The 17988-nt window shown below is 57.0% G+C and carries 18 protein-coding genes; 17 read left to right on the forward strand and 1 reads right to left on the reverse strand.

Annotated elements, in window-relative coordinates; genetic code table 11:
- Positions 1-161 (reverse strand): transposase (locus ACUHMQ_RS17485; RefSeq protein WP_445296760.1); only part of this gene is annotated, 161 nt, incomplete at its 3' end.
- A gap of 190 nt (positions 162-351) precedes the next feature.
- Here ACUHMQ_RS17485 and ACUHMQ_RS17490 point away from each other — a divergent pair.
- The 17 genes from ACUHMQ_RS17490 (at position 352) to ACUHMQ_RS17570 (ending at position 17531) form a co-directional block, all read left to right on the forward strand.
- Positions 352-549, forward strand: a complete 198-nt coding sequence (locus ACUHMQ_RS17490) for a hypothetical protein (protein ID WP_445296743.1) — start codon at positions 352-354, stop codon at positions 547-549.
- 504 nt (positions 550-1053) lie between these two features.
- On the forward strand, positions 1054-2757 hold the full coding sequence (locus ACUHMQ_RS17495; protein ID WP_445296744.1) for a GspE/PulE family protein: 1704 nt from the start codon (positions 1054-1056) through the stop codon (positions 2755-2757).
- 3 nt (positions 2758-2760) lie between these two features.
- Positions 2761-3990, forward strand: coding sequence for a type II secretion system F family protein (locus tag ACUHMQ_RS17500; RefSeq protein ID WP_445296745.1), 1230 nt, complete (start codon positions 2761-2763; stop codon positions 3988-3990).
- Between the two features lie 419 nt (positions 3991-4409).
- Complete coding sequence (locus ACUHMQ_RS17505; RefSeq protein WP_445296746.1) at positions 4410-4826, forward strand: type II secretion system protein; 417 nt, start codon at positions 4410-4412, stop codon at positions 4824-4826.
- Positions 4827-4857: 31 nt separating this feature from the next.
- Entirely contained in the window at positions 4858-5310 is a 453-nt protein-coding gene (locus tag ACUHMQ_RS17510; RefSeq protein WP_445296747.1) for a GspH/FimT family pseudopilin, read from the forward strand.
- Positions 5300-5815 (forward strand): prepilin-type N-terminal cleavage/methylation domain-containing protein, encoded by a 516-nt coding sequence (locus ACUHMQ_RS17515; protein WP_445296748.1) that lies wholly within the window; start codon positions 5300-5302, stop codon positions 5813-5815. Before ACUHMQ_RS17510 ends, ACUHMQ_RS17515 begins: the two co-directional genes overlap by 11 nt.
- The gene (locus ACUHMQ_RS17520; protein WP_445296749.1) at positions 5808-6692 is read left to right on the forward strand and encodes a type II secretion system protein; all 885 of its coding nucleotides are present in this window, start codon (positions 5808-5810) and stop codon (positions 6690-6692) included. The genes ACUHMQ_RS17515 and ACUHMQ_RS17520 overlap by 8 nt, the downstream gene beginning before the upstream one ends.
- On the forward strand, positions 6673-7146 hold the full coding sequence (locus tag ACUHMQ_RS17525) for a hypothetical protein (protein WP_445296750.1): 474 nt from the start codon (positions 6673-6675) through the stop codon (positions 7144-7146). The genes ACUHMQ_RS17520 and ACUHMQ_RS17525 overlap by 20 nt, the downstream gene beginning before the upstream one ends.
- Complete coding sequence (locus ACUHMQ_RS17530; protein WP_445296751.1) at positions 7146-9974, forward strand: DUF6701 domain-containing protein; 2829 nt, start codon at positions 7146-7148, stop codon at positions 9972-9974. Before ACUHMQ_RS17525 ends, ACUHMQ_RS17530 begins: the two co-directional genes overlap by 1 nt.
- Positions 9975-10007: 33 nt before the next feature.
- Positions 10008-10934, forward strand: a complete 927-nt coding sequence (locus ACUHMQ_RS17535) for a hypothetical protein (RefSeq protein WP_445296752.1) — start codon at positions 10008-10010, stop codon at positions 10932-10934.
- Positions 10931-11533: a PilN domain-containing protein gene (locus ACUHMQ_RS17540; protein ID WP_445296753.1), complete on the forward strand. Its 603-nt coding sequence runs from the start codon at positions 10931-10933 to the stop codon at positions 11531-11533. The genes ACUHMQ_RS17535 and ACUHMQ_RS17540 overlap by 4 nt, the downstream gene beginning before the upstream one ends.
- The gene (locus ACUHMQ_RS17545) at positions 11530-12153 is read left to right on the forward strand and encodes a hypothetical protein (RefSeq protein ID WP_445296754.1); all 624 of its coding nucleotides are present in this window, start codon (positions 11530-11532) and stop codon (positions 12151-12153) included. The genes ACUHMQ_RS17540 and ACUHMQ_RS17545 overlap by 4 nt, the downstream gene beginning before the upstream one ends.
- Before the next feature lie 62 nt (positions 12154-12215).
- On the forward strand, positions 12216-12677 hold the full coding sequence (locus tag ACUHMQ_RS17550; protein WP_445296755.1) for a hypothetical protein: 462 nt from the start codon (positions 12216-12218) through the stop codon (positions 12675-12677).
- Complete coding sequence (mshL, locus tag ACUHMQ_RS17555) at positions 12674-14338, forward strand: pilus (MSHA type) biogenesis protein MshL (protein WP_445296756.1); 1665 nt, start codon at positions 12674-12676, stop codon at positions 14336-14338. Before ACUHMQ_RS17550 ends, mshL begins: the two co-directional genes overlap by 4 nt.
- A 9-nt stretch (positions 14339-14347) precedes the next feature.
- Complete coding sequence (locus ACUHMQ_RS17560) at positions 14348-15202, forward strand: ExeA family protein (RefSeq protein ID WP_445296757.1); 855 nt, start codon at positions 14348-14350, stop codon at positions 15200-15202.
- Positions 15203-15212: 10 nt separating this feature from the next.
- Complete coding sequence (locus tag ACUHMQ_RS17565; RefSeq protein ID WP_445296758.1) at positions 15213-16562, forward strand: tetratricopeptide repeat protein; 1350 nt, start codon at positions 15213-15215, stop codon at positions 16560-16562.
- A gap of 315 nt (positions 16563-16877) precedes the next feature.
- The gene (locus ACUHMQ_RS17570; protein ID WP_445296759.1) at positions 16878-17531 is read left to right on the forward strand and encodes a glutathione S-transferase family protein; all 654 of its coding nucleotides are present in this window, start codon (positions 16878-16880) and stop codon (positions 17529-17531) included.
- Positions 17532-17988 lie beyond the last annotated feature (457 nt).

A 17988-nucleotide genomic window follows, 5' to 3' on the forward strand; every position in this document is an offset into this window, starting at 1 on the left:
ATACGCCACTGGCAGCCGCTCTTGAGTAGATAGAGGACGGCACAAAATACGTCGTATAGGTCGACTCGGCGAGGACAGGTTTTCTTACGGGCACTTTCCAGCAGTGGGCGAATGGTTTCAAATTGTTTGCGACTGACGTCGCTGGGGTAAGCGGTTCTCATTGGGCAAGCATCGCCGGTTTGGGGCTAGATGAAAAGACTTTGAACAGGTTCTAAGAAAGGTGAAGCAGCCATTGACGCGCTCAACCCCAATTTCGAAGAGCGCTATTGGCAGGTTCACCATGCCGGTCAGCCCTATGCGGACAAGCACCATAATTACTTCGCTTTCGCGCCAGCTTATAGATTGGGCTATATGGCTGTATTGCGTTATCCGGCGCGTCTTTTTGAGGAAATAGAAGCTGTGCTGCAGCGTGAGTATGAAGAAGCAAAGGTCAGCACAACGCTGGATTGGGAGACAGGCCGGCTGGCAGCTTTGGCTGCATGGTATCGGGCAGCGGTCTTATCTAAGAACCTGCCTAAAGTCTGCTGTGCGTCAGCAATACGGCGTTGAAAACACCCTCGGAATGCTCATTTACCATAAGTAAACTCCGCTTCCTCGGCTGTTTTCGCCTTGTCTTGCTCTAGCTCGCAAGACTTTAGACAGGTTCTAAGAACCTGTTTACGATCTTACTGCGCAGTTGTACACAGGGCTTATGTGCATTTCGAAAGCCCTATGTACATAAAGATATTCCGGTTTCTGCGCTTCGCCCTGCCTTTGCCTTGCTTGTGATCTTGTGAGGCTTGGAACACGCTCTTCGAACTGGTTCAAGGTTTGCTATCAACTACTCGTGACAGATCGTAAATAGGCTCTGACACAGATGAGGGTGCTGCTAGCACTATGCCTTGTTCCCCTTACATGCCGTGATATTTCAGCACGGCATGGCGCTATAGCCTATTACAGAACTAATAAGCTGTTGGTTGTGCCGGCGAATTGCCATATGAGCTAGCCAATAAGTAGTGCCACACAAATAGCGCCTCCCTGGTTGGGGAATGGGGAAGGGCAGGGGAAAAAGCGGTGCCGAAACAGGGAAGTTTCCGCCTGGGTGAAGTGTTGATACAGCACCGGGTGATTTCGCAAGATCAGCTTAAGCGTGCGCTGGAAGAGCAACAGCGTAGCGGCCGACGCCTGGGCCGCATCATCATGGATCTGGGCTATGCGACGGAGCAGGAAGTCTGTCAGGCCGTTGCTGTGCAGTTGAGCATCCCCTTTATCAGTCTCAAGCAGTTTCCCGTTGATGTGGTCTTTTCACGGCGTCTGCCGGAAGCCCTGGCGCGGCGCGGCCGTGCTTTGCTGCTGGAAGAGCGGCGTGGCAGTCTGATGGTCGGGATGTGCGACCCGACCGACCTGTATAGCTACGATGCACTATCCGGCGCGCTCAAGAGTGAGATCACCCTCGCAATCCTGATGGAAAGTGAGCTTTTACCGCTGCTCGATACCGTCTACCGGCGTACCGAGGAAATCAGTGGCCATGCCCGTGCCCTGGAGCAGGACCTGGGCGATGTGGACAGCCTAAGGCAGAGCCTGGGGGCGGCGAATACGCAAGAGGACGCACCGGTTGCCAAGCTTGTGCAATCGTTGTTCGAGGAAGCCGTGCAGTTGCATGCTTCCGACGTACATCTCGAACCGCAGGAACAACGCCTCAATATTCGTTTGCGCGTCAATGGCTCGTTGCAGCTGCAGACGGCGGGTGATATCAAGATTGCGCCTGCCTTGGCGCAACGGCTTAAGCTGCTGGCGGGGCTGGACATCTCGGAACGTCGCTTACCGCAGGATGGCCGTTTCCAGATCATTGTGCAGAAAGGGCCGGTGGATGTACGTATGTCCACCATGCCTACGCCTTATGGCGAATCGATCGTGATGCGTCTGCTCAACCAGACTGACATGGCGTTGCAGCTCGATAAGCTGGGTATGCCCGAGGACATGTTGAAGCGCCTGCGCGCCATCCTGGGCCGCAGCAGCGGCATGGTGGTGGTGACGGGGCCGACCGGTAGCGGCAAGACCAGCACTTTGTATGCCTCGGTCAGTGAAATCAATCATGTCAGCACCAAGATCGTCACCGTCGAAGACCCGGTCGAATACCGCTTGCCCGACATTACTCAGGTACAGGTGAACGAAAAGATCGAGTTGAATTTTGCCCGGGTATTGCGCTCGGTATTGCGGCAAGACCCTGATGTGATCCTGGTGGGTGAGATGCGCGATCAGGAAACCGCCCAGGTCGGGTTACGTGCTGCGATGACCGGCCACCTTGTGCTGACTACGCTGCACACCCGTAATGCTGCGAATACACCGATGCGTCTGATCGACATGGGCGTGCCGGCGTATCTGGTGGCGGTGTCGCTGCAGGCGGTGATTGCCCAGCGCCTGGTACGGCTTATCTGCCCGCATTGCCAGGAGCCGGCTGATCTCACCGCGCAGGAATCCGAGTGGTTGCGCAGCAATTACGGGGAATCGGCGCTCGGTCTGCGTATCAAGCAGGGAGCGGGGTGCGCGCATTGCCATCGTACGGGTTACTCGGGCCGGGTGGGCATTTACGAAATGCTGGAGATGAACAGCACGCTCACCAGCCTGATCAGCCAAGGTGATCCGCAATCGTTTATCGAGGCGGCGCGTGCGCAGATGCAGGGAAAAACCCTGTTCGACTGGGCGTTGAAGCTGCTGGAGTCTGGCCAGATCACCGTGCGTGAAGTGATGCGCCTAAACAGTCTGTTGGAGGAATGACCGGTGCGGCGCTTTCGTTACCGTGGTCGCAACAAGCGTGGCGAGTCGGTGAGCGGCTTGCAGGAAGCGACGAGTCCGGACAGCCTGGCCAGCCATCTGCTCAACACCGGCATCGTTCCCATCACCATTGATGAGGAGTTTTCACAAAGCCGTCGGGGTGGGTTGGAACAACTGCTGCGGCGTGATCGGGTTACTGATGAGGAGATTCTGCTCTTCACGCGGCAGATGTATTCCATGCTCAAGGCTGGTATCCCCATCATGCGGGCATTGGCCGGTTTGCAGCAGTCGGGTGGCAATGGCCGCCTGGCAACGGTTATCCAGTCCCTGCGCGATAATCTGGAGGCGGGTAGGGAGCTGTCGCAAGCCATGCGTTTGCAACCGGATGTGTTTTCCACCTTGTTTGTCAGCCTGGTTCAGGTGGGGGAACTGACTGGCAGGCTCGATGAAGTTTTCCTTCGCCTGTTTCATTACATGGAGTTCGAACACCGCACACGTCGTCAGATCAGTGCAGCTTTGCGCTATCCGTCTTTCGTCCTGGTTGGTGTACTGATCGCGATAGCCACGGTGAATGTGTTCGTCATTCCTGCTTTCGCACGTGTCTACAAAGGTTTTCATACCGAGTTGCCATTACTGACGCGGGTATTGATCGGTGTCTCGGAATTTTCGGTGAGCCACGGGCCACTTCTTGTTGCCGCGCTGGCCACCTTGATAGTCGGTGTAGGCCTTTACCTTCGTAGTGCCCCGGGGCGTTATCGTTGGCACAGACTGAAACTGCGCCTGCCTATCGTGGGTGACATGGTTCTCAAGGCATCGCTGGCGCGATTTGCCCGTGGTTTGTCCATCACCCTGCAAAGTGGTGTGCCGGTATTGCAGGGTATGTCTGTGGTAGGGCAGATCGTTGACAACGACTATATCGCCCAACGGGTGGAGCAGATGCGCCTTGGTATAGAACGTGCTGAAAGCGTGTTGCAGACGGCAGCAACGGCCGGGGTTTTCACGCCGGCAGTGTTGCAGATGATCGCGGTGGGTGAGGAGACCGGCGACCTGGATGGTCTGATGGCGGAAGTGGCTGACCTCTACGAGCGTGAGGTCGATTATGGTGTGGAGACCTTGGGCGCGCGCATCGAGCCATTGCTGATCATGGTGTTGTCGTTGGTAGTGCTGGTGCTGGCACTGGGTGTGTTCCTGCCTATCTGGGATCTTGGGCGGGTGGCAATGGGTAAGGGGGGATAAGAGCCGCTAACAAAACCCTTCTAGCGTTGTTGAGCAAGCTTGCCGTACACACGTACTGTCTACGCTTGCGCGCCGAGCCAGAATCGCTTCGCTGAGTTTTGTTAGCGACTCTAAATGAGGGAAGGAAAACGAAAAGTGTGACACCACTTTTGAAACGTTCTGTGGAATGTTTCGTAATAGATAGGGGTTAATCACGTGCATTTATATTTCGGACAACGAAACGGCATTTTGGGACATCAATTCATTTATGACGCCAATATATTCCCTATATTTATTGCCTTATTTAAATAGGCGTCTAGCATCAAATCGACTGCAAATAAAAACTGGCTAAATGAGTAAAAAATAATCCAGTAATAAAGGTCTTGATCGGTTCATACCGGTTAATGGTTATCTACATCATGTCTTCAGGAGGAAATCTGATGCGCAGAAATCAAGCAGGCTTCACCCTGCTCGAACTGATCATGGTCATTGTTATTCTGGGTATTCTGGCTGCAGTGGCGCTACCCCGTTTCTTTGACTTATCCGACGATGCCAACACAGCTTCCCTGGCAGGTACGGTGGCCTCAATCAATTCCGGCAATACGATCAACTACGCAGCCCGCAGCGTGGACATCGCCAATGGCGTCGCCGTGGGGAGCCGGCGTGGTGTGGCTGTCTCTACCTGTGCCGATGCCTGGGGTGTGATCGGCACAGGGTCGGCTACTGCACCGACGGGTTACAGCATCGCTTTGCTGGGCGGTACCACACTGCCAACGGCGAGCGGATCGCAATTCACCTGCGTGGTCACCGGACCCAATAGCCATACAGGCAGGGTGGTACTGACTATCGTGCCTTGAGGCCTGCGCTGGCAACATCGCAGCGAGTGTCATGCCGCAGTACGTAGCGACACGATGCCGTGGATTCACCCTGGTCGAGCTTGCCATCACGCTGGTAGTGATGGCGATCCTGCTTGCCGTGCTGGCCCCCCGGTTATTCGATACCTCCCAATTCGCCACCCGCGGCTTTGCCGACCGGTTGATTGCCAATTTACGTTTTGCCCGTGAATTGGCGATTGCGCAACGCGCGCCGGTATATGTACGGCTGAGCGCCAGCCAGGTGCAATTCTGCCTCGATTCCGCCTGCACCCAGGCAGCCACTGGCGCGGACGGTACGACGCCATTTGTGATGGCAATACCCGACGGTCTGACATTGGCGACCACGTCCAATTTTTCTTTCGACGGTCTGGGTGCGACGAGTTTGGGCTCGACATTGTCCGTCAGCCTGGTCGGAGATCAAGTCGTGTTGATTACAGTGGAGGCCGATACCGGTTATGTGCACTGAATTGTGTACAGCACGTTCTACACACAGTGCTTTGCCGTTAATTACGGCAAGGCATCGTGCACATGGCTTTACGCTGCTCGAATTATTGTTCTTCATTTTGATTGTCGGTATTGCCGTGGCTGGGGTCACGCAGATTTATGTGGTATCGGCCGCCGCCAGTGGCGACCCGCTGGTGCGTAAACAGGCATTGAGCATTGCCGAAGGCATATTGGAAGAGGTGTTGTTGCAACCCTTTACTGCGCCCAGCTCGGCTTATTCGGGCACCAATCGTACTTATTTCGACCATGTTTCCGCCTACGACGGTTATGTGGCGCATGGCATCAGCACTGTAGATGGCACAGCCGTTACGGCGCTGTCCGGCTACACAGTGGCGGTGGCGGTTGTGCATCCGTCTTCATCGATTGGTACGGTGGCCACCAGCGATACCTGGGTGATTACCGTGACGGTTACCGATTCGGCGGGGGCCCAGACCATACTGACGGGTTACCGGTTCAACTATGGCTAGACGAAGTACACTCTTTCGCTACTGCCGAACTGGCGGCTTCACCCTGGTGGAGCTGATCATGGTATTGACCATCGTCGCTATCATTTCCACCAGCGTCGCTGTCTTTCTGAACGGACCGATACGTTCCTACTTTCTGAATCGCCAACGGGCCGACCTGACCGCAGTGGCCGATGCCAGCCTGCGACGTCTGAGCCGCGACTTACGGCTGGCGTTGCCCAACAGCATCCGGATGACCACAGGCGGTACGACGCAGTATCTGGAAATGTTACAGACCCGTACTGGTGGCCGTTACCGCGACCAGACATCCAATAGCGGTGGGGGTGACCCGCTCGATTTCACCGGGGACACAGCCTTTGACACCTTGGGCAGTGTGGCTTCCTCGGGCAGTAGCGCCATTGTGGTCAATCAGGACCAGCTGGTGATCTACAACCTGGGCTTTGACACGACCGATGCCTATGCTGGGCAGAACCGCAGCACCATACGTACTGTCAGCGCAGGTAGCCTGGCGAATGAAAGCCATATCACCTTCGACAGCCGTACCTTCCCCTTAGCTTCGCCGGGCAATCGCTTCCAGGTGGTGAGTGGTCCCATCAGCTTCGTCTGCGCACCCGGTGCACAAAATGCCAATGGCGACGGCACGGGTACCTTGACCTTATGGCGCAATTACACGATCCAGACCAGCCAACCCACCACCATGCCGGTGAGCGCCAGCCAATCGCTGATGAGCAACTATGTCAGTGATTGTCAGTTCCAGTACGAGCCGGATACCACGGGCGCACACCAGCGTACCGGCCTGGTGGGATTGCGCCTGACGCTGACGCGAGCGGGAGAGTCGATCACGCTTTATGGGGGAGTGCATGTCAGCAATCTGCCCTGATCGCCTCCTTTACCCGCCTGCTGCGGGTTTTGCCTTGCTCGCCGCTATGTTCCTGCTGGTGATATTGGGCCTGCTGGTCAGCGTTGTACTCAATCTCAGCAGTACAGCGCAGCAAAGCGCGACGCTGGATTTGCAAGGCAGCCGCGCCTATCAGGCAGCGCGGGCTGGGGTGGAGTTTGCAGCTTATCAGGCGTTGAATGCCAATCAATGTTCGTCGGCCAGCAACTTGAGCCTGGGCGGCTTGATGGCGGACTTCACGATCAATCTGGCGTGTACCAGCAGCAGCCACAATGTGGGCGGCAATACGGTGACGGTTTACCAGCTCACGGCCACAGCCTGCAGGTTAACGAGCGGTAGCACCTGCGGTACATCACAACGCGCGCTGAATTATGTGGAAAGGCAGTTGTCGGCCAGTGTACTGCGCTGTGTGGATGCCGGTGGAGGGAGCTGCTGATGGCTTGTCGCTCGCTTCTGTTGCTGTGCATGCTGATATTAGTGCTGAGTAGCCGGGCACAGGCTGCCATTACCTTTGTGGCGGCCAACGTGGCGCAGAGCGCAAATGCCACCAGTACCACTTTGGCAGTTAACGTGCCCGCTGGTACGGTGGCCGGAGATGTGATGCTGGTGCAGTTCGCGACATCGCGTAGTGCTTCTGTCCTTGCTACACCGGCAGGTTGGACCCAGATACGTTCAGATAACCGAACCTATCTCACTGTGGGTATCAGCAAGGCCATCTATTACCGTGTGGCGACCGGTTCCGAGCCAGCTTCGTATACCTTCACGAGTTCATTGTCGGGCGCCCTGGTCCTTACCGCGGTGACCATGCGTGGGGTGGATAATACCTCTCCCATCTTCGGCCATAGTGGCCAGGCTGGCAGCCTGCTTCTTTCCACTGCACCAAGTATTGCCGGTTGCCCTGCCGGTGCCATGCAGATGGGGTTCTTCGGGTTCTCGACCGCATTGCTGAGCCTTACTGTCGGCCCTATTGGTGTAACCACCTATGCCGGTTCCTCCACCAGTCTTCTGCTCGGGCTGACGGTCGTTTCCGATGGGCAGCTCATGGCCTCGGCTGGCACCTGCCCGGCGTTGACTGCCCTGGCTGTGAGTGTCACCGCCAATATTGGCCAGCAGGTTGTGCTGAATCCGGCATCAACGCCCGTCACCATCCATCATTTTGAAATGAACCCACCCACTACGGGGCTGACTTGCAAGGCGCAGAACATCACGGTGAAGGCGTGTATGGATACTGCGTGCAGTACGCTTTACAACGGTTCTGTCGCGGTAACGCTTGCGCCGGTCAGTGGCTGGACTGCGGGTTCGGTACAGACCTTGAGCAGCGGTACCGGCACCTATGCTTTCCAGCCCACCACCGCCGGCAGCTATACCTTGTCGGTCAGCGCGTCGGTGCCCGCGTTGGCTTCGGGTGGGGGGACGACGTGTCCCACAGGAGGAAACGGTACCTGTACCATCCAGGTCTACGATAGCGCCCTTGTATTCTCTCCCACGATTCCCAACCAGGTGGCGGGGCTGAACTCCGGTACGCTGACACTGGCTGCGTTGGGTACCGACCCGGCTACCCAGCAGTGCATCCCGGCTTTTGCCAATGTCACGCGCACGGTTTCGTTCTGGAGCAGCTATGTCAACCCAGCCAGTGGCACCAAGGCTTTGACGCTGACAGCGAACCCATCGGGTGCCAGCAGCACTTCAGCCATCAGCGGCAGCTCGCCCGGTACGGCGTTTTCCCTGGCTTTCAACGCCAGTGGCCAAGCGCAGGTACGAGTCAATTACCCCGATGTAGGGCGCATCACACTGAACGCGCTGTATACGGGCTCTATACCGAATGGGGACTTGGGTTTGAGCATGGCCGGTAGCGCCAGCTTCACCGTCAAGCCCTACACCCTGCAGCTGAGCAATATCAAGCGTGTCAGCGACAACACGAGCCCCCCGAGCAACCCGACCAATGCCAGTTCGCCTTTCTTTGCCCGTGCTGGTGACTCGCTCGGGATGACGGTGACAGCGCTCAATGCCTCGGGTGTGGCGACGCCGAACTTCGGGCTCGAAACGCCGGCGCAGGGCAGCGTGATCATCGCCAGCCTGGTTGCGCCTGCAACCGGCACCAATGCCACCGCACAGAACAGCAGCGGCAGCAGCCAGTACGGTGGCTATCTGCTCAGCAGTGGGTTCAGCAGCGGCGCTGCCACCCTGAGCAATCTCATCTGGAATGAAGTTGGCATCATGACCTTGACGCCCCATGTGGGCACCAGCGCAGGCGGCCTGGATTATCTGAGTACAGGCGATCTGGGCAGCGGCGATGGTTCGGTATTGACGGCCTCGGCCAACCTGGGGCGGTTCGCACCCCACCGTTTCGTGGTCAGTGCCAACAGCCTGACCAATCGCAGCGATCTGAGCTGCAGCCCAGCATCCAATTTCACCTATCTGGGCGAACCGCTGCGTGCCCTGTTCAGCCTCAGCGCTGTGGCGGCTGGCGGGAGTGTGACCCGTAATTACGACAGTACCCTGGGTTTTTCCAAGATGAGCAGCAGTACGGCGCTGGGGTTTGCCGCAGCCGATATCACGAGTGGTGTGACCACTGCGCTGAGCAGCCGAATGACCAGCAGCAGCCAGTCGCTTACCTGGTCGTCCGGTGTCGCCAGCGTCAGCCAGCCTCTGGTGATCAGCCGGGCCACGAGCCCGGACGGGCCTTTCCTGAACGCCTATATCGGCACACAACCGGCCGATACCGACAGTACTGCGCTTGCATCCAGTGCGCTGGATCTGAATGTGACGGGCAGTGGCGGCAATACCCACCAACGGCTGGGTTCGACGATCTTGCGCTATGGTCGGCTCAAGCTCAGCAATGCGTTGGGGTCGGAACAATTGGATCTGCCTATCCCGGCTGTGTTGGAAAGTTGGGCCCAAGGCTTCAGCCAGAACTACAACGATAGTTGCACGGTGGTGCTGCCCAGCGGGATAGGTGTGGCCAGCCTTGGTAATTATCTGGGCAGTCTGACCAGCACGAACATGCCTAACAGCAATATCCAGTTCGGTACGGCACCGGTCGTGGCCAATCAGGGCAAGGTGACGCTGAGTCTGCTGAAGCCCAGTGGCGGTGCAAGGGGGAGTGTGGATTTGACGATGAATCTGGATACCAACGGCTTTGGCTATCTGAAAGGTGCTGCAGTAGGGGCTAATTTCAATGCCAGCCTGCAACCTTGGGCGCGGGCGACTTTCGGGCTGTATCAGACCCGTCAGCCGGTCATCTACCTGAGGGAAAACTATTGATGTCGCTTACCAGGCAGGCACGAAGGGAGGGGGATGCGTGATCTTTTGCTCAGATTGCTAGGGCGGCAGCCTGCCGTACCTGACTGGCTGGCTGTCATGCCGGGCCCAGAAGGGTGGAATTTCGCGCAGATTTCCCGTCGCGACTCCCGCCCGTTGCTTTACACCTATCAGACGATCGACCCTGATCTGCTGCGGGCTGGCCGCCTGGGCAACCAGAAGGGCGTCGTGACCTTGCTCGGCTCGCAAACCTACCGGCTGTTGCAGATAGAAACGCCCAATGTGCCACCTGAAGAGATGCGTACGGCGGTACGTTGGCAGGTCAAGCCGATGCTGGAGACCCATATCGATGATGTGACGATTGATGTGCTCGACATCCCCCAGCCAAGTAAGGACACGAACCGGCCTGCACTGATGCTGGTGGTAGCGGCCAATAACGATGTGGTGGCCGACTGTGTGAACCAGTTCCGGGAAATGCAGGTGCCCTTGGAGGCGATCGATATTCCTGAGCTTGCGCTGCGTAACATCGCCTCATTGTTTGAGCGGCCCGGGCATGCCGTTCTACTCGCTTGGTTCGGTATGGAATACGGCATGTTGCTGGTGGTGCGCGATGGCGAACTCTATATGGTGCGCAATCTGGAGAGCGGGGCGCAGAAGTTGATTCGTGATGGTCCGGAGCGGGATACCCACCTGGACCGCATCCAGCGTGAGATAAGCCGGACGGTTGATCATGTCGACCGCTACTTCCGTGATCTGGCGCTCAGTCATCTGGTACTTGCCTTGCCTTGTGATCCGACACCTTTGTTGGAAGCGCTGCGGGACCATATGGACCTGCCGATAGAAGTCGCCGATCTCGCCAATCAAATGGATGGTATAGCCGAGCTGATACCCGATCCGCAGCGTCAGGTGGAAGCCATGCTGCTGCTCGGTGCTGCGTTGCGTGAAGGTGCGAGGGCATCATGACGCAACAGATCAATCTTTTCAGCCCAGTCTTCAAAACCAAACCCGTCACCTTCGGCCTTATCTGGTTGATTTGTGTGGTGGCGTTGATTCTTTCATCGGCGTTTGGGGCCTGGTGGTTCAGTACACGGCAGTTGAACTCGGTTGAGGATCACCTCGCCGTTTTACAGACCAGCAAGACGGCATTGGGGCGAGATATGGAAGCCCTGATACGCGCTGGGGATATGTCGCCGGCGCCACGTGTCGAGCCGGAAAAGAACACGCCGGTGGCGGATGTCCGGACCAGTCAGGCAACCCTGCAGGCGCTGAAGAACAGCCGGCATGGTACTGCTTTCTCCGCCTATTTTGATGGCTTGGCGCTAGCCCAGGCAGAGGGAGTCTGGCTGACCGGCTTTGTTGTGCGGGCAGGCAGTTTGAGCCTGCAGGGCAGGGCGAACTCGGCCACTTTGCTGCCTGCTTATCTGGATGCATTGAACCAGCAGAAGGTGTTTACCGGCAGCGAGTTTCAGGGCATGCATATCGGTGGGGTCGAGAACAATGGCGGGGGCATACGTTTTGAGTTGCAAAACCAGGCTGCCAGCTTGCCCAAGGGGAATCCATGATGGGCAAACTGCTTGGCACCTTCCGGCGATGGCAACGGAACTATGACTTGCAGCCTATGCGGCAACGCATGCTTAGCATCGTGGTGGTATTGATGTGTCTGGTACTGGCTCTGGACCTTGGTCTGCTGCGGCCCATATCGGTCCGGCGTCAGCATGCCATCCTGGCGCTGAAAGAAAGCCGCAGTGCCCTCGATGCCTTGAACGGCCAGTTGGGCCGTTACATCCTGCCGCGTAAGACGAAGAGTCAGGTTGTACAGGAAACTGCCGAGAAACCCTGGTGGTCGTTACGCCAGGACCTGATACCGCCTGACCGTACAGCCGGCTTGCTGCGCGACTTGGTGGTGGCTGAGCCTGGCTTGAAGCTCGAACAGCTGGAAACCCTGCCGGCAGTTGTGCTGGTACCCGACACAGCGGGCGCCAAGAAGATCTGGCAGCACCGCCAGCGCCTCAAGCTTAAGGGAGAGTACTTCGCATTACGTAACTACCTGCACCGGCTGGAAACCGGGCCGTGGCGGCTGTATTGGGAAGAGTTGACGCTGGAGGCTGATGGCAGCGGCCAAGCTGGCCTGACGGTATTGATTTCGAGCTTGAGTGAGGATGCGCCATGGCTGTCCTTATAAGAACCTGTTTACGACCTTACTGTGTAGTCGCGATCAGGGCTCATGTGTTGCTCGAAATCCTCATGTGCCAACGTACATTCCGATTTCTGCGCTGCGCTTTACCCTGCTGGCAGCTGTTTGCGACAGTTCGTAAACAGGTTCTAAGACTCTGCCTTGCCTCGTTGCTGTGCGGGACCGTCTCGGCAGCGCCACAGCCGCGTGACCCGACCCGCTCGCCATCACAAGCCAAAGTGCAGCTCCAGTCGCAGGAAAATCCGGCGGCAACCGAATCGGCGGCCGCCTTGCAATTGACCTTGATACGGCTGCGCGGCAAGCGCCCTGTTGCCTGGATAAATGATCGGCCTGTGACGATAGGCGACCTGATCGAGGATGCAAAAGTGTTGGCGATTGATACCCGTGGCGTGACCTTACTGCGCGCCGGCCAGGCACACCGTTTGTTGCTGGCCCCCGATGTGAGCATCAAGCGGCCCGCGGTACGCGTGGTTCGCAAACCCCATCCCCTCGTCGAGAAGCCCTCGCCATGAAAAATACCTTACTGGGCCTGTGCAGCTTTTCCGTGCTGTTAGCCGGGTGCGCGAATACTGTCGACCGCCGGATCAACCTTGCCGAAATCGATAAGGCGCTGGCCTCCATCAGCCCGGTTACAGTGCCCAGTGATGGGGCTGTCATTGACGCGCTTTTGCCTGCTCCTACACTACCGATTTCCAAGACCCTGGCAGACTCGTTGTCGCCGCGCTTTGACCTCGTGGTGAACAACGCCCCTGTCCAGCAGGTGTTGATGGGCATGGTGGCCGATACCCCCTACAACATGCTGGTACACCCAGACATCAAAGGCACTGTCACACTGCAATTGAAGAATGTTAGCGTACCCGAGGTGATGCAGTCGCTCAGTGACCTTTACGGTTACGACTACCGTATCGATGGCAACCGGATTACCGTGCTGGCGCCTGGCCTGCGCACCAAGGTATTTTCGATCAACTACCCTACCTCGCTGCGCAATGGGGAGTCGGAAGTCCGGGTGATTTCCGGTTCGTTGACGGATACCAGTGCAGGTAGCAGCAATTCGGGTGGGACGGGCCTGTCTGGCGCGAACACCGTGGTGAACAGCACGCGGGTGAGGACCAGCAATCGCAACGACTTCTGGCAGAACCTTGCCACTTCGCTGGGTGTACTGGTGCCGGCAGGGGAAGGGCGGAGCGTGCTGATCAATGCTGAAGCCAACCTCGTGATGATACGCGCCATGCCCAAGGAGATCAGGGCGGTGGAGGAATACCTGAAGGTGGCGCAGAACACCCTGGTGCGGCAGATAACGCTGGAAGCCAAGATACTCGAAGTGCAACTCAGCGATGGTTTCCAGAGCGGTATCAACTGGAATGTACTGGGCTCGCACCATGGCAAGCCTGTTGTGGTGGGTGCGGGGGTGAATGGCAATAGCCTGAGCTACCCGACGCCAGGAATAGTCCCAAAGACGACGACCGACACCATGGCCAATGTACTTGGCGTTGGGGTGAGCGCTGCAACGGGCCGCACCGCCAGTGGCTTGTTTGCTTTGGCTCTGCAAACTTCCGACTTTGGCATGATGTTACAGCTACTGGGCAGCCAGGGTTCGGTGGAGGTGCTGTCCAGCCCCCGCATTGCGACATTGAACAATCAGCAAGCCGTCCTCAAGGTGGGCACCGATGAATTCTTCATCACCGGCATCACCAACAACAACACCACCACCGGTAACTCGGTTACCTCATCACCATCATTCACCACCCAGCCTTTCTTCTCGGGTGTGGCTTTGGATGTCACCCCGCAGATCGATGGTGATGGGAATGTGATCCTGCACATCCACCCTTCGGTCAGCGAAGTCAATACGGTGACCAAGCAGATAGACCTTGGCAGTGGCGGCACTTATAGCCTGCCGCTGGCTTCCAGTACCATCAAGGAAACTGACAGCATCGTACGCGCCAAGATGGGGCAGGTGATTGCCATCGGTGGGTTGATGAGCCGTACTTCGTCGCGTAATCGCAACGAAGTACCCGGTTTAGGACGCTTACCGGTGATGGGACGGCTGTTTAGCAACGACAATCAAAGCTCGGTGAAGCGGGAATTGGTGATTCTGCTCAAGGCCACCATCGCCGATGAGGACAGCGAGGCATTGCGGGAACGCCTATCGCAAATTGAAACTGCGCCAAAGTAAGGTTCTGCCATGTACCTGACTCATTTCGGCTTCGAAGCGGCCCCGTTCGGTTTGACCGCCAATCCTGATTTCCTCTACACCACCCGGTCGGTGCGCGAGGCGCTGGAAACCCTGCGTGTGGCGGTGGAAACCGGCGAGGGCATCGTCAAGATCACGGGCGAGGTAGGTAGTGGCAAGACCTTGCTCTGCAATGCTTTCATACGCGATGTCCCGTTGGATAACCGGGTGATTCATCTGGTCAGCCCTGCCTTGCCGCCCGATGAGCTGTATATCGAACTGGGTTGGCAGCTGGGGATAAAGCCGGTGATCAACCTCGGCGTGCCCCACATCACGGAAATCCATCGTGCTCTGATCAAGCTCGCCAAGACAGGCCGTCGTCTGCTGCTGTGTCTTGATGAGGCACAGATCATGGCATCGGGCAGTCTGGAAGCCTTGCGGCTGTTGTCGAATCTGGAGCTGGACGATCGCAAGCTGGTGCAGATTGTTTTATTCGGCCAGCCCGAACTGGACCAGCGCCTGCGCCAGAAGAATATGCGCCAGTTCAAGCAGCGCATTACTTTCGACTACCGCCTGCGTGGCATCGCGCCATCCGAGCTGGTGGGTTATCTGGAATATCGCACCTATGTGGCAGGCAGGGTGGGCAGCAATCTCTTCACGCCAGGCGCGTTGTGGCTGTTGAATCTGGCAAGTCGTGGTCTGCCGCGCTTGGTCAATCTGCTCTGCCACAAGGCGTTGATGCTGGCTTATGGCCGGCAACGCTACAAGGTGGACTGGAGCGACATGATGCTGGCGATACAGGACAGCGCAGCCGTGTTTGATGTCCTGCCTATACATCACTGGCTGTGGATGCGCTTGTTGCGCTGACGGGGAAGCCATGAGCGCGATCAACAAGATGTTCGACGATTTGTATGGACGCGACGCTGCCCTGGCCGCAAGCGACCGGTATTACCGCCGCCGTTGGTTTTTGAGCTGGCGGCTTTTTGTGTTTGTGTTGTTTGTATTGGGCATGGCCTGCGGCTGGTATGGCTGGCAACGGCTTGCGCCGAAAACTGAGCGTACCAGGCCACACTATCGCCCTGTAGCTACCCCCACACCTATCGTGGTGACAGTGGCGTTGCCTGACGACGCAGGGTTGATGACGGCACCCCCCACACAAGCTACCACTGTGCATCTGCTGCAGCCAGTGGAGCCGCTTCCACAATCTGATACCGCGTCTGATGATCTGCTTGCGGCTTCGCTTACCTATGTGCCTGCCAAAGAGAAGGTCGAGGAGGCCGCTATCAAGCCGTCCGATATTATCCAGGCTGTGGTCATCGTCCCTCCCGATTGGCCCAATGCGTCGTCTACCCCTATCAAGAAGACCAAGCCGACCCAGGAAGAAGAACCCTGGCTAGCCATGTTGGCCAAGCAGGAGGTGGTACTGGCGCCTGATGATTGGCCCAACCTGCCTGCTGGCGACCAAAAGGACATGCCACTTAAGAAGGAAAAGGAGCTCAACAAGTCGTCAGTTCAGAAGCCTACCCGCCAGGTGATGCCAGCCCCTGCAATTGAAGTTGCAAGCGAATCCCCACGCAGCCCTGGCGGCAAGCAACCGAAAGCAGGTAAAGCTGAACCACAGGGTGCAGCAGGGCGCGATGCGATCAAACAGGTTTCCAGCCAGCAGGAGGCGGAGCATCGTTACGCCCTTGCAATGGCGCCAGGCCAGACGGCGGCGCAAAGGGAAGCCAACCTGCGCCAGTGTCTGGTACTGCAACCCATGCATGTAGCGGCACGCGGCCTGCTGGCGGACTTGCAACAGCAGTCAGGCCAGTCCGAACGGGCGGAAGATACATTGAACGAGGGGCTGCGGTTGTCGCCCAACCAGTTGGAACTGGTCATGGCCTTGGCCCGTTTGAAGGTAACGCGTAGTAACTTACCTGCTGCGGTGGAAGTACTGCAACGCTATCAACCGAGCGGGCAGGAGCCAGGAGAGTTTCATGCGATGGCGGGGGCGATCCAGCTCAAGGCTGGTCAACACCAGGCTGCTGCGGTCGCTTACCGTCAGGCACTGGCTCGTAATCCAGACCAAGGGGACTGGTGGGTCGGGCTGGGGATGGCCCTCAAGGAAGCTAATCAGCCTGCTGCAGCCAAAGATGCGTTTTCGCGGGCGGCGCATGCGCCGGAGTTGTCGCCCAAGTTGGCGAGTTATGTGGCCAAGCAGCTAGGTGAAACTGCCCGGCCTTAGAACCTGTTCACGATCTTACTGTGCAGCTGTGATCGGGGCTTATGTGCTGCTCGAAATCCTCATGTACCCAAGTACACTCCGGTTTCTGCGCTGCTCTGCACCCCGCTGACAGCCGCTCGCGACAGATTTTGAACAGGTTCTTAGAACCTGTTTATGATCTTGCTGCGCAGCAAGATGGTAAGCAGATGCTTAGAGTCGCTAACAAAACCCAGCGAAGGGATTCTGGCTAGGCACGCAAGCGTAGACAGTACGTGGTACGGCAAGTTTGCGCAAAAACGCCAAAAGGGTTTTGTTAGCGGCTTTGGAGCGCCTTATATGACCATCACCATTACTGCGTTTGAACGGTCACCCGATGGCGGTAAAGGGCTGGCGCGTGATATGTGCGTTCGTTGGGCGTTGGAGGAGGTGGGTCAATCTTACGAGGCTCACCTTGTTTCGTTCCAAGCGATGAAGGAGCCTGTACATCTGGCGCTTCATCCTTTCGGCCAGATTCCAACCTATGAGCAAGGCGATCTTGCCCTATTTGAGTCAGGGGCAATCGTCTTCCACATTGCCGAGCGCTATGCAGGCCTGCTACCGGACGATACCAATATACGGGCGCGTGCGATCACATGGATGTTTGCTGCGCTCAACACGGTGGAGCCACCGATCCTTGAACTTGCGACTGCCAGATTGCTGGAGTCAGACAAGCCTTGGAATAAGGAGCGTCTGCCTCTGGTTGAGGATCGCGTCCGTGATCGGTTGAAGCAACTTTCGGCTTATCTTGGTAGTGCCGACTGGCTTGATGGTGCGTTCAGCGCAGGTGATCTGATGATGGTGTCGGTGCTGCTTAGACTGAGATCGTCGGGCATGCTGGACGAATTCCCGAATCTGGCTGCCTATGTCGCCCGCGGCGAATCACGGTCTGCTTACAGGCGGGCTTTCGATGCGCAATGGGCTGTTTATACCGGCAGGCGAGATCCGCCCTGATCTCGAAGTTGTCATCCAAGTTTTTCGTTCAACCTATCTGGGTTCTGATACCTAAGAACCTGTTCAATTATCTGTCATGAGCAGCTGAGCAGATGCGGTCTATTCCATCAGTTCAATAGCTTTCTTTGCAATATCTATACATTGAACAATTTATTCGAATATTTTATCAGATAAATTATATTTAAAATCCAATGAAAATTAGAATTATTCAATAAAATTAAGGGTTTCCCTACGGTCAAAAATTTTGACAATGTATGTATGGCAGAATGATGGCGATCGTAATTAGGAGAAAATTGATTGCCACCCGCTCCCCCTGCCAACCCGCCCCTAGATACCGCCGCCAGCGCAATCGGCTGCCTCAATATCCTGCTGCAATTCCTGCGCTTACCCGCCAATAGCGAACAGCTGCAACGCGAACTGGCTGGCCAGCCCGTTGACGGTGCACTGTTGGTACGGC

The sequence above is a fragment of the Chitinimonas violaceus genome, from assembly GCF_052601015.1.